The following is a 12,484-nucleotide window of genomic DNA, read 5'->3' on the forward strand; positions in this document are numbered from 1 at the left end:
ATTAAGAATAGACTTTTTTTTCTATTAAAAAAGCCCAAAACTACACTTTTTTAATTGAATTCGACATGCTTTATCTATACTCCTCTTTTTAAAAAGAAATCCTAAAATTCAATCATCTCTTAATGAATCTGCAAACTTTTCAAAATGACGCTTCAATGGGTAGGCTGCAATAATGATAAAAACAGCGTTAAGAATGAGTGACGGGTATAGACGCATGCGAATAAAGCTCATAAATTCCAGATTAGTCACATGAATTAAAAAGTCCATTTCATACACACCCAACTCGAGCAGGGCAATTCCGACTAACGAAACAAGAAAGGCGATCACTACATGGTTTTGCAGTAAATGCATAATTTTCGAGACAAGATAAGCAACAAATGGGAAAAGAAAGAAATAGATTCCGATAATTTCAATCCAAACAATATCAAACACAAGTCCAAAGATCGCCCCATAAATGATGCCGTATTTCCTGCCTGCATATATCGTAAGGAATAGGATTCCCACAAACAGAAAATGTGGAACCAATATGTAATTCTGACCAAACATAACAGGAGGAATATACTGAACAAATAGGCTCTCTAGTATGAAAAGAAATAGAAACAAAAGAGGAAGCAGGAACTTCTTCACAGATCCTCCTCCTCCCCTTCTATCATTTCATCGCCATTAGGCTGCAGCATCGTTCTTTTAATTACAATAATATTTTCGAGATCATAGAAATTAGCACCAGGCTCTACTAAGGCCGTCTGATTTAACCCAAATTGGTCAGGCTTGACCTCGATGACCTTGCCGATTTGCAAGCCCTGAGGAAAGACTCCGCCTAATCCTGAGGTAATCACGTTTTGACCTTTTTTGATTTCTACTCCTGCTGGAATCGTTTTGACCAATAATGCCTTTTTCTCTTTATCCCAGCCTTCAACTAAACCGAATACATTTGTTTCGCCTTGAACAATTGCCGAGATACGATTTTTCGGATCCATTGCACTCAATAATTGAACGGTTGAGCTAAATTGATTGACGGTTTTTACCTTGCCGATGAGGCCATGAGCAGTAACAACCGCCATGTTTTTCTTAATACCATTGATTTTTCCTTTGTCGATAATAATCATTTCATGCCAACGATCAGGGTTTCTTCCAATTACGGTTGCTTGTAAAGGTTCATAATCTCTCAGGGTATCTTTTTCACCGAGAATATCACGCAGCTCGTTATTGTCCTTTTCTAGCTCTTGAACCTGTGCTTCGAGGCTAACAAGTTTTTCCATGCGCGACTTTAATTCCTTATTCTCTTCATATGTATTTTGCAAGTCCTGGAGATTTTCAAAGAATCCTGCCACAAAATGTGCAGGCTTTGAAACCAGGGATTGAACCCAGCCGGCAGAATCTTTGACGAATTGCTCCGGCCAGGTGAGCTTATCTCTCTCCCTTAACGAAAACCCAATCAATGCCACGAGAACAATAATGCTGACAAGCAAAATGATCAGACGTTTATTCAAAAAGAACTGTGGCATGATTATACACCTCTATTTTTTATGTCTACTTGTGATTTTGTTAAAATTGGCTGTTGATTAGAGCTCCAGGCACTTCGCTTTTTAGCGGGCGTGCCGGGGAGCCTCCTCGGCGCTTAAGCGCCTGTGGGGTCTCCCCAGCCCCGTACTCCCGCTGGAGTCTCGTGCCTTCCGCTCTAATCAACAGAGTTAGCAAAATCAACAATTGGTTTCTTTACATTAACGCGAATCCTTCGCTTTGTTTTTAAATAATTGGATGTGGTCTAGTGCTTTTCCTGTTCCGATGGCTACACAGTCAAGCGGATTTTCGGCGATTAGCACGGGCATATTGGTTTCTTCACTAATGACCTTGTCCAAGTTTCGAAGCAAGGCACCTCCACCTGTTAAGACAATCCCGCGGTCCATGATGTCGGCAGCCAGTTCAGGCGGTGTTTTTTCTAACGTATTTTTTACTGCTTCGACAATTGCATAAACCGTATCCTTTAATGCCGAACCAATCTCTTTTGCTGTAATTTCGATCGTTTTTGGCAGGCCAGTTAATAGGTCCCGACCACGAATCTCCATGTTCTCGATTCCTTCAGAATCGCCTGCAGATCCAATTTCCATCTTGATTGTTTCAGAGGTCCGTTCACCGATCATTAAATTATAGTGTTTGCGGATAAAAGAAATAATGGCATCGTCCATTTCATCTCCGGCAACACGAATCGATTGGCTTGTGACAATTCCGCCTAATGAAATAATCGCCACTTCTGTTGTCCCGCCGCCAATATCAACGACCATACTGCCAGTTGGCTCCCATACAGGAAGGTTGGCACCAATCGCTGCTGCGAACGGTTCTTCAATCGTGTAGGCATCCTTTGCACCAGCCTGACGGGTTGCGTCAATGACTGCTCTTTCTTCTACTGCAGTAATTCCTGACGGTACACAGACCATTACATATGGCTTACCTGAAAAAACGCTATTGCTTTTTAGTGCTTGACGAATATGGTGTTTCATCATTATCGCAGTCGTTTCGAAATCAGCAATAACGCCATCCTTCATTGGCCGCATCGCAACGACATTCCCTGGTGTACGTCCAATCATATTTTTTGCATCGTTGCCAACCGCAACAATGTGCTTAGTATCTGTCTGCATAGCGACAACTGACGGCTCTCGTAAAACAATCCCTTTTCCTTTTACATAAACAAGGGTATTTGCTGTCCCCAAGTCAATCCCAAGATCTCTAGTACCAATTCCAAACATAGTGTATCTCCCTTTCTGATACGAAATGCAATCATTCCAATAGGTAAGGTTATTTACCTCTTTATCATGTCTTTTTTTTTATAATTTATATTGTAGATTCGAAAGTAGTCTTAAAAAGTCATACCCATTATTATAGCGTAATGCTTCTTAAAATCATAGTATCATAAATACCCTTTTTCTTTGAGGCTGACAAATTTATTTTCGCCAATGATGAGATGGTCCAGGACATCAATGCCAATCATTTTCCCGCATTCAACAAGCCTCTTCGTGACCTCGATATCCTCACGACTCGGTGCGGGGTCGCCACTGGGGTGGTTATGAATGGCTATTATTGAGGCTGCAGAGCGTTTTAATGCTTCGCGGAACACCTCACGCGGATGGACAATCGAGGCATTTAAACTGCCGATAAAGATCGTCTTTTTGTGGAGTACCTGATTCTTTGTGTTCAAATATAGACAAACAAAGTGCTCTTGTGAAAGAAAACGCATGTCGTTCATCACAAAGTTGGCTCCGTCTTCTGGTGAGCGGATGACGTAACGATCATTATCGTTTAAGTTGGCTATCCTTCTTCCGACCTCAACGGCAGCAAGAACTTGGATGGCCTTTGCCTGACCGATACCCTTGATGCTAGTCATTTCTTCTAAGCTGGCAGCTTTTAATAGCCTTAAGCCTTCAAAACTTGTCAGCAAGCGATTGGATAACTGAAGAACCGATTCATCCTTTGTTCCGGTTCGGAGTAGGATCGCAATCAATTCATGGTTAGATAAACTTTCCGGACCATTCGTTATGAAGCGTTCTCGCGGTCTTTCGTCTTGTGGAAAATCACGGATCATTAAAGAATTTGTGGACACCCTTTTTCCTCCCTTTTATATGGGAGTTAAAGAACTTCATTTGTTCTACGGCAAAGGATAGCCTAACTGTTTTAATTCACGATAAGTTCTCGCAACGGGCAGGCCGACCACCGCAAAATAGTCTCCATTGATTTTTTTGACAAGCATACTTCCTAGCTGCTGAATACCATACGAACCTGCTTTATCAAGCGGTTCACCATTTTGCACATAAAAGTTAATTTCCTCGTCCGTTAACTCCCAAAACCAAACTTCCGTTTTTTCATAAAAACGGCTGGAGCCTTTAGCTGACAATATCGATACACCTGTGTAAACATCGTGCTGCTTTCCAGAGAGCATTTTCAACATGCCAATGGCGTCTTCCTCATTTGCTGGCTTTCCTAAGATTTGATTATCCGCCACCACAAGGGTGTCAGAACCCAGCACAAAACTTTCAGGATTTTCATTAAAAACAGCCTGTGCTTTACGTTCCGCTAACTCCATTACGATATCCTCTGGAGAAAGTGACGGATCAAAGCTTTCATCTACTTCACTGCTAGAAATCGTGAATGTTATTTGGAGGTTTTCTAGAAGTTCTTTTCGCCGTGGAGAAGAAGAGGCTAAAATGAGGTTCTGCATTTAACCACCTTACCTTTACATCAATTAGGGAGATACAAGTTAATCCTATCAGAATTTGTAGAAGCAAACAATTTATATATGCTTAAAGTTCGAAGAAATTTGTCAAATTATGCATGTGATTAAATTCAAAGTATTCTTTCTCTTCAAGAACCAACCACGTTGTTAAACTTGGCTGTTGATTTCCGCTCCAGGCGCTTCGCTTTCCGCGGGCGTGCCGGGGAGCCTCCTCGGCGCTGAAGCGCCTGCGGGGTCTCCCCAGCCCCGTACTCCCGCAGGAGTCTCGCGCCTTCCGCTCCAATCAACATAGTTATTAAATTAACAATGACCTTTAACAGGTCCAAATAATTAAATCAGCCTGTTCCAATTTGGAACAGGCTAGGTCTTAAGCTTCATTTCCCGGAAAATATCGAGATTTGTCGTTTATAAGGAGTAGTATACGGTTAGGAAATTTAATAAGTGCTGCTGGGCTTCGATAAGTGTCTTTGTTTCTTTGGACTGTTGGAAGGCTTTGACCTTTTCAACTGCCTTCGTTAGGTCGAGATTGAGATTTTTTACTTTTTCATTACTGAGTTTACTTGAATCTTTATTGATTTGGTCGCCCAACCTGGAAACTGCTTTAATCGTTTCATCTGAAATACTATTAGTTGAAATCGCACTTGCAGTTACTGTTGAAAGCTGTTGAAAAACAGAAACGGAAGCCTCCAAAAAGCTTTTCTCACTTTCATTTATTTCAGAAACCTTCTTTTCACCTATTTCTATTTGCTTTGCAAAAACATCCTCTACTCCGTTCGCTTTATAATGGGTTCCCAGTTGCTTTGCTGCTTCCAAGGAATCTGCCACACCTAAAAACACATAATCCTTGCCATCGATTGCCAATGTTTGTGCAGGGGTCCCTGTGCTCTTTACCTGAGCCACGCCTTCCTTAGCTGCAGTTTCGGAAGAAAAGGCTCCGCCTTGGACGACAAAAGCTGTCTGTGCCCCTAAACTTGCGGCTGTTGAACTAGCTGGAGTTTTGGTTGTATCCTTAGCTCCACCCTTGTCTTCGACAACAGGTTGGGTTACCGCTGGCTTGTTGTTATCCATAACAAAAAACTTAAGCATGATGACACCAAAGCTTGTCCCAATCAGAACAGCAAAAACAATGGTAACAATAATTGACCTTAAAACACTACCATTCCGCTTCTTAGATATAGGTGAGAATGAAGTGACTTTCTTTTTGCTGCTCTTTACCGAATTCTGATTGCTGACAATCTTGAATTCTTCCAATTCATTATCAGAGGATTCCGGGATAATCCAATCAAAGCTTTCGTCGATTGACTCCTTGGCAGCAGCTGTTTCTATAAAAACATCTTGATCAAGCAACTTTGGATCAATTTTTATTGTAGTAAATTCATCTCTGTTCTGTTCTTTTTGAATTATAGGCTCTTCTTTAAAGGGCATACTTTCCCCATTGAGTTTTATTTTGATGGTATTGCTACCTTTAGGCTTGTCCACAAGTCGTTCTCCTTTCGCAAGAGACTGCTAATTTGTTCCATCCTAACATAAAGGCAAAAAAAAATAACAAGACTTTTGTCGTCTTGTTATCGAATGCTTTCGTCAAATTATTTAATGTTAAGTTTAATTAGGTTTACTGAGATTTTATCAATCTCCGAGCAGAGGTTGCGATTCTCTCCATTCAGGCAAACGGAAGAAATCTTTCCATCCGTTACTTCAACATAAGTTGCATTTGATGCAGATAATATTCTACCTGTATAAGGGTCATGGAATTCATTAAGATAATTAAAATCATGCAAGACCTTATAGGTAATTTTATCATCTAAAATGAAGTTTTTTACCAATTCTTCATCTTTAAGAGCTAATTCAGCTGCATGTATAATCGCTAATGCATTGTTAACAAAGGTCTTATCTTTTGAACTAGCAATAACCTGATTAATTGATACTAGTCCAATAGAAGCGATTATTCCCAAAATAACAATGACTGCTAACAGTTCCACAAGAGAGAATCCTTTTTCGTTCCGTTTGTTTGTCTTTTCCATAAAGAACCCTTTACCCCAATATTTAAGATATGCACGTAGCACTCTTAGTTATTTTCAACAACATCCGTAAATGTGCTTAACGGATTTTTCTTGTTTGCCGGTGCGGGTGCATCAATCTTTGGCAACTCAGCAATCAAGTCGTTCAAGGTTGGCAGATAATAGGCAGAAACCGACAGACTGTAGCTTAATTTCTTATCTGCTGGCTCTATATCTAGACTAGTAATTTCCTTACCGCCACTATAGTTAATAGATTCCACAACAACAATCCTGTTCAATGATTCAAGAGTACTAATAAATTTTTCCAAGTCTTCATAGGTTGGTGATTCAACACTCAAGCTAATAGTTAGTTTCTTTAATCCAGTGATGGTGTTTGCTGCTTGTGCCTCTTGTTCAGCAGCAACTTCCTGTACAGTCTCGACTTCTAACGATTCATCCGTGGTAGCTTCAACATTCGCAGCATTTTCTTGCACTGGTGGTGCAATAATAACATCTGCATCTTTTGAAAAACTCATGGATTTAACTACACTATTTGAAACGTTTTCTGACCTTTCAAGGTCCAAGATAAATTGTTCTTGAAGTGGAGTGACTGGTACCTTCTTCTGCAGTTCTCTTGTATCTTCTACGACTTTGTTCGTTTCATCGGCTTTTTTGTTAATAATTGTGTCCAATAACTGTTTTTCTGTTTGTAGTGACTGTTCTTTCGTTTCAAGATCAGTCTTCAAAGGTGAGAGCATAATGAATTGTGCAATGGCGATGAGTAGCACAACGAGAAGAATGCCAGCAAACAGGATCAGCTTTTCTTTTTTTGAAAGTCGAAGCTTCATGATGCTGTCACTCCTTCCTCATTACTGTTACCTTTAATTAATAGCTGTTTGATTGTTTCTTTTTTAAATTTAATCTCAAACTGACCAATATATCTTGGTAGATATTTATTAATCGGATCAGTCACCTTAGTTTCCGTTTCTGTATTAGCTGTTGCACTTTCGTTCGGATTTACCGGGGTAAATATGAATCTGGTTGGATCATTAGGGTCAATTGTAACGACAAAACTATCGTTAATATTTGGCTGATTGTTTTCAGGTTGAGTACCTGTGGTATTCGCTGCTGTTTCTGTGGTATTGGTCTCTGTATTTTTGGCTTCGTCTATTTCTTGCGCTGTTAATGAACTTAGACTCGCTTCATCAATCCAGTCCGATTCATTTAAATTATCAAGGAAATAGGCTGCTTCCCTAGAACTATCAAATTGCACAGATAATGTAACAGTTCCTGCCTCAGTATAACCAAAACTCTGAATGAACCCTCGCTCAGGCAATAGTGCTGTTAGATGCTGCATCACTGGAACCGTTTGAATGGGGTAGCTTTCGGCCCATTCTACTGCATTCTTTAATACCGTTATAGACAAGGTCGCTGCATTTTTCCCTGCATTCTTTTGTTCTATTTCTGCAAGCTTTTTCGTTGTACCGATTTGACTGTCAACAGCAGCAATGTCACTTTTTACTAATTGGATTTGCCAAAAATAGGCGCCACCAACTATTAATAATACGGCGACAAAACTTACCAACATGATCACGAGACCCTTTTTACCACGTTCTTTTTTGGGAAGCAGGTTAATTTCTACTAGCATCATTGCACCTCTTTTAAAGCGAGACCTAAAGATAATAATAGATTTGCGGGTACGCTTCCTTTTGCATCAGAATCGAATGTTATCCTCTCGATTGGAACTTCGAATCTCTCTTTCATCTCATCATAAATGGCTGTTATCATCGGATGGTCACCGTTTAATAAAAACTTGGTAACATCCTTCTTTTCATTATTGCTGAGTGAATATCTGTAAAAATCTAAGAGCTTATTGATTTCTTTAAAAATATCCTCAAACTGAATAACTAACTCTTCAGAATCACCAATATATTTATATTCAATAAAGCCCATAAGATCCGGCTTTATTTCCCAATTATCAATGTTAAATGGTAGTGCAAATTGTCGCATTACCAATGGCACACTTTCTTCAAAAATACACAAGTTAACGCTTGTCAAATCGAATTGGACGGTAAACAAAACTTCCTTTTCACCTGCGAGTTCTAGGTAATGGTATAACCTGTATAATGATAACGGCGAAATATCGGCTGCTACGGGGGTTAACTTTAGACTTGCGAATAATTGTGCATACGCCATGACATATTGTTCCGGAGCAGCAAATAACAGTAGATCCTTTGTCTTTCCGTTCCCTTGAAGTGGATAATAGTCAAATACTGGCTCTTCAAACGGTAAATGAATACTTGAACCAAGTTCCAGATAAAGATATCCCTTTATTTCGTCATCCTGGATGTCTTCAGGAATGGAAACCTTTCGAATAATCACAAGTGGATCTGGTACAAGGAAGCGAATAGAACGACGATTAATCTTCCATTCATCAATACATTGTTCAATAATATTGGTCAATGTATCAATATCGACGATCTTGCCGTCAGTAATAATGCCTGGTGGTAGGAAGCGTTCGTTCCATTTTTGTGCAGCAGGGGGCTTCGATTGTTTTAGCTCTACAAAACGAATCGAATGGTCATTTAGCACGAGATTAATTATTCGGTTTTTAGCTGAAAAAAGGGAAAATGCCATATCTATAACCCCTTACTTAGAATCCTTGATTTAGAAATTGAACATAAATATATATAAGGTCCGAGCCCCAATAATAAGCCGTTAAAGTCCCAGCTGCAATAAATGGACCAAACGGAATTGGCTGTCGTCTTTTGACTATTTTAAAAAGTAGTGCTAAACCGCCAATAACGGCTCCGAACAATGTCGAAAGAAAAAAGGATAAAAGCACTAGTTTAAAACCTAAGACAAAACCGAGTAACGCATATAGCTTAACATCTCCCATGCCCATGCCACCTTTGCTGACAAGAGCGACGATAAGAAGGAGAACAAATCCCGTTACAGCACCTAGCAGGCTGTCCCACCAAGGTGTTAACGGCAAAAAAATCCGTTCCAATAAAAAAATCCCTGCAAACCAGATTAAAATCTTATCAGGGATTAGCATATAGTGAATATCGGAAACGATGATTATCATAAACATCGAAATTAGTGTTAAAGCAATAACTAACTCACTAGACCATCCAATAACAAGTGGTGATGTGGCAAACAAAATACCAGTCAAAAGTTCAAAAAATGGATAGATAGGAGAAATCCGCGACTGACAGCCGCGGCATTTTCCCCCTTGAAGCAAATATGAAATTACAGGTATAAGTTCATATGGTTTCAATTGATGCCCACAAGTTGGACAAGCCGAACGTGGACTAACAATTGATTGTTTTAATGGTACTCGTAGGCCGACTACATTAAAGAAGGACCCTAGTACTAAACCATATACAAAGAGAAACACTATACCCATTAGTTAGAGTATTCTAGTAATTCCGCTTCTGATGCTTTAGTATCCACTGCTGTACCGTCTTTACCATCTACTAAAGTAATTGAATTATGAGTAGTTAACTCGTAAGAATATTTACCTGAAGTACTATTTTTTGTTACTGTTAGTTTGAAGGTTTTGTCTTTAACGCGGTCTAAATAATCATCTGATAAATCAATATCTGTAACTGCAGGAGTAGCTGCTTCAGGCCCTATAAATACTGTACCAGTTACAGTATCAGGATTGTTAGCAACATATAGTTTTGCTGCATTAATTATTAATAAACCGTCTTGAACCTTAGCCTTATTGTCTGATTTTGAAATTACATTTCCAATCGCTGGAATTGCAATTGCAGCAATAATCCCTAAAATAACGATAACTGCTAGTAATTCAATTAAAGTAAAACCTTTTTGTTCTTTTAATTTTAAGCCTAACTTTTTAATCATTTTCCGACTCCTCCTGGTTCTATGAACCTAGTATTATTTCTCTATGAGTATACAATAATTGTAAGCGAAAGAAAAGAAGATTTTGTCAGTCGCTGTCACGAATTTTACCTTTTTGTAATTTTAGAGAATGTTTTGTCTTATTAGCTCATTTGGTCAAACATTGAGAACATCGGCATCATAATAGACAGGACAATGACACCAACAATGCCTGCCAAAAACACAATCATGATTGGCTCGATTAACGATTTAAGCCTGTCAGTACTTTGCTCGACTTCTTTTTCATAGAAATCGGCAATTTTTGATAGCATCGAATCAAGCGCACCAGTACCTTCGCCAATCGAGATCATCTGCGTAACTAATGGGGGAAAGGCCCAGTGATCGTTCATCGGCTCGGTCATCGAACGCCCTTTTTCAAGCGAATCACGTGACTCACGGATAACCTTTGCGATAACTTCATTTTCGACGACCTTTTCAACAATTGACATTGCTTGGAGAATCGGAACTGAGCTAGAAAACAGTGAGGCGAGTGTTCGCATCATTCGTGCAAGTGCTGCTTTTTGCATCATGTTACCAAAAATCGGCATCCTTAATAGAAAATAATCCAAATAATATTTAGTTTTCTTGTTTTTCTTCATATACATAATTGAAGATACAAATGCAAGAATAATAAGAACCACAAGCCACCAAAACTTTTGCATAAATTCACTTGCAGACAATACAAACTTCGTAATTCCCGGCAATTCTGCACCCATATCTGCAAACATAGTCACAAATGTCGGTACTACCCCAACAAGTAAGAAAATTACCGCTCCAATTGCAAGAATGCCAATAACTGCAGGGTAAGTTAACGCTGATACTACTTTAGACCTTGTGTCATGCTGTTTTTCAAAATCGTCTGCCAATTTTTCGAGGGTATCATCTAAATTTCCGCTGACCTCCCCTGCTTTTACCATGTTGATAAACATCGGGTTAAAGATTTTCTTGTACTTAGAGACAGACTCTGAGAATGGGTTTCCTTCGCGCAGCGCCTGTTCAACATCAAGCAGCGCTTTTTTCAAGGCCTTACTTTCTGTTTGCGCTGCCAGGACGGAGGTAGCTTCAACAACAGTGACTCCTGCTTTTAGCAAGGTAGCAAACTGTCTTAAATAAATAACAAAATGCTGTAGCTTTACGGGATTACCAAATGTAAGATCCTTCGTCATTAATGTTTCAGGAATTTCCTTCATTTCAATAACACGAATACCCTCGTCTTTTAGCTTGAGCATTGCCTCTCTTCTTGAGCCAGCGTTAATGGTGCCCTGCCGTTTTCCACGCCGGTCGCGTCCGTCAAATTTAAACCTAGCCATCCATCATCATCTTCTCTTGTAAATATTTCTGGGCCGCTTCCTTTTGAATCAGGTTTCGATCTAGTAACTCTCTTAAACTCATTTCAAGTGTATGCATCCCCTGGGCTCGAGACGTTTGCATCGTACTTTGAATTTGGTGGATTTTTTCATTTCGGATTAAGTTTGCAATCGCCGGATTGTTTACTAAGATTTCAGTTGCAGCCTTACGTCCCTTTTTGTCAACAGTAGGAAACAAGCGCTGCGAAATGACGCCCACCAATACAGATGCAAGCTGAACACGGATTTGCGGCTGCTGTGCCGGTGGAAATACATCGATTATCCGGTTAATGGTTGACGGGGCACTTGAGGTATGAAGTGTTCCTAGCACAAGGTGTCCGGTTTCTGCTGCCGTAATCGCAATCCCAATCGTTTCTAAGTCACGCATTTCCCCAACTAGAATAATGTCAGGATCTTGTCGTAAGGCACCCTTTAAGCCATTTGCATATGATTTGGTATCAAACCCGACTTCGCGTTGGTCAATAATCGAATTTCCGTGTTTGTGGAGATACTCAATTGGATCCTCAAGGGTAACGATATGCTTGCGCATCGTTCTGTTTACATAATCAATCATTGATGCAAGGGTAGTTGATTTTCCGCTTCCTGTCGGTCCCGTCACTAGGATAAGACCCTGAGGCTTTTCAACTAGTTTCGCAACTATTTCTGGTAAATCTAAATCTTCAATTGTCGGTGTTTTTGAAGCAACCACCCTTAGGGCTAGGGAAACACTCCTCCGTTGATGATAGGCGTTAACACGGAAGCGCGATAGCCCAGGAATACCGTAAGAATAATCCAGCTCTCCTTTTTCCTTAAAAACAGTATACATGTCCTCTGGAACTGTCAGCCTTGCAATTTCCTCGGTATCATCAGGAAGCAAAATTTCTTTTCCATACCGCTTAATATCCCCATTGATTCGAAATACAGGTGGGACACCAACTGTTAAATGAATATCGGACGCTTTAAATTCAAGTGCTGCCCTCAGTATTTTATCGATTTTTTCTTTCATTGGT

The 12,484-nt window shown here is 39.8% G+C and carries 14 protein-coding genes; all 14 read right to left on the minus strand.

Translation table 11 applies throughout. The features are described 5' to 3' along the window. Window positions 1-108: 108 nt before the first annotated feature. Window positions 109-627, minus strand: coding sequence for a rod shape-determining protein MreD (mreD, locus tag NSS81_RS05120; RefSeq protein ID WP_342432462.1), 519 nt, complete (start codon window positions 625-627; stop codon window positions 109-111). Further along, window positions 624-1,505, minus strand: coding sequence for a rod shape-determining protein MreC (gene mreC / locus NSS81_RS05125; RefSeq protein WP_342432463.1), 882 nt, complete (start codon window positions 1,503-1,505; stop codon window positions 624-626). The genes mreD and mreC overlap by 4 nt, the downstream gene beginning before the upstream one ends. 216 nt (window positions 1,506-1,721) lie before the next feature. After that, a complete protein-coding gene (locus NSS81_RS05130) occupies window positions 1,722-2,744 on the minus strand; it encodes a rod shape-determining protein (RefSeq protein ID WP_342432464.1) in 1,023 nt (340 codons plus the stop codon). Between the two features lie 161 nt (window positions 2,745-2,905). Next, entirely contained in the window at window positions 2,906-3,595 is a 690-nt protein-coding gene (radC, locus tag NSS81_RS05135; RefSeq protein WP_342432465.1) for a DNA repair protein RadC, read from the minus strand. 45 nt (window positions 3,596-3,640) lie between these two features. Next, the gene (locus tag NSS81_RS05140; RefSeq protein ID WP_342432466.1) at window positions 3,641-4,210 is read right to left on the minus strand and encodes a Maf family protein; all 570 of its coding nucleotides are present in this window, start codon (window positions 4,208-4,210) and stop codon (window positions 3,641-3,643) included. A gap of 420 nt (window positions 4,211-4,630) precedes the next feature. Continuing rightward, the gene (locus NSS81_RS05145; RefSeq protein WP_342432467.1) at window positions 4,631-5,704 is read right to left on the minus strand and encodes an SPOR domain-containing protein; all 1,074 of its coding nucleotides are present in this window, start codon (window positions 5,702-5,704) and stop codon (window positions 4,631-4,633) included. A gap of 107 nt (window positions 5,705-5,811) precedes the next feature. After that, a complete protein-coding gene (locus NSS81_RS05150) occupies window positions 5,812-6,246 on the minus strand; it encodes a type II secretion system protein (RefSeq protein WP_342432468.1) in 435 nt (144 codons plus the stop codon). A 44-nt stretch (window positions 6,247-6,290) separates the two neighbouring features. Beyond that, window positions 6,291-7,070: a hypothetical protein gene (locus NSS81_RS05155; RefSeq protein ID WP_342432469.1), complete on the minus strand. Its 780-nt coding sequence runs from the start codon at window positions 7,068-7,070 to the stop codon at window positions 6,291-6,293. Continuing rightward, window positions 7,067-7,873 (minus strand): PilN domain-containing protein, encoded by an 807-nt coding sequence (locus tag NSS81_RS05160; RefSeq protein WP_342432470.1) that lies wholly within the window; start codon window positions 7,871-7,873, stop codon window positions 7,067-7,069. The genes NSS81_RS05155 and NSS81_RS05160 overlap by 4 nt, the downstream gene beginning before the upstream one ends. Beyond that, the gene (gene pilM / locus NSS81_RS05165) at window positions 7,870-8,859 is read right to left on the minus strand and encodes a pilus assembly protein PilM (RefSeq protein ID WP_342432471.1); all 990 of its coding nucleotides are present in this window, start codon (window positions 8,857-8,859) and stop codon (window positions 7,870-7,872) included. Before pilM ends, NSS81_RS05160 begins: the two co-directional genes overlap by 4 nt. Before the next feature lie 16 nt (window positions 8,860-8,875). Next, on the minus strand, window positions 8,876-9,631 hold the full coding sequence (locus NSS81_RS05170; protein ID WP_342432472.1) for a prepilin peptidase: 756 nt from the start codon (window positions 9,629-9,631) through the stop codon (window positions 8,876-8,878). Next, a complete protein-coding gene (locus NSS81_RS05175; RefSeq protein WP_342432473.1) occupies window positions 9,631-10,092 on the minus strand; it encodes a prepilin-type N-terminal cleavage/methylation domain-containing protein in 462 nt (153 codons plus the stop codon). Before NSS81_RS05175 ends, NSS81_RS05170 begins: the two co-directional genes overlap by 1 nt. A gap of 140 nt (window positions 10,093-10,232) precedes the next feature. After that, window positions 10,233-11,438: a type II secretion system F family protein gene (locus tag NSS81_RS05180; protein ID WP_342432474.1), complete on the minus strand. Its 1,206-nt coding sequence runs from the start codon at window positions 11,436-11,438 to the stop codon at window positions 10,233-10,235. Further along, window positions 11,431-12,480, minus strand: a complete 1,050-nt coding sequence (locus NSS81_RS05185) for a type IV pilus twitching motility protein PilT (RefSeq protein WP_342432475.1) — start codon at window positions 12,478-12,480, stop codon at window positions 11,431-11,433. The genes NSS81_RS05180 and NSS81_RS05185 overlap by 8 nt, the downstream gene beginning before the upstream one ends. Window positions 12,481-12,484: the final 4 nt, after the last annotated feature.

The sequence above is a fragment of the Neobacillus sp. FSL H8-0543 genome (assembly GCF_038592905.1).
Lineage (GTDB): Bacteria > Bacillota > Bacilli > Bacillales > Cytobacillaceae > Neobacillus.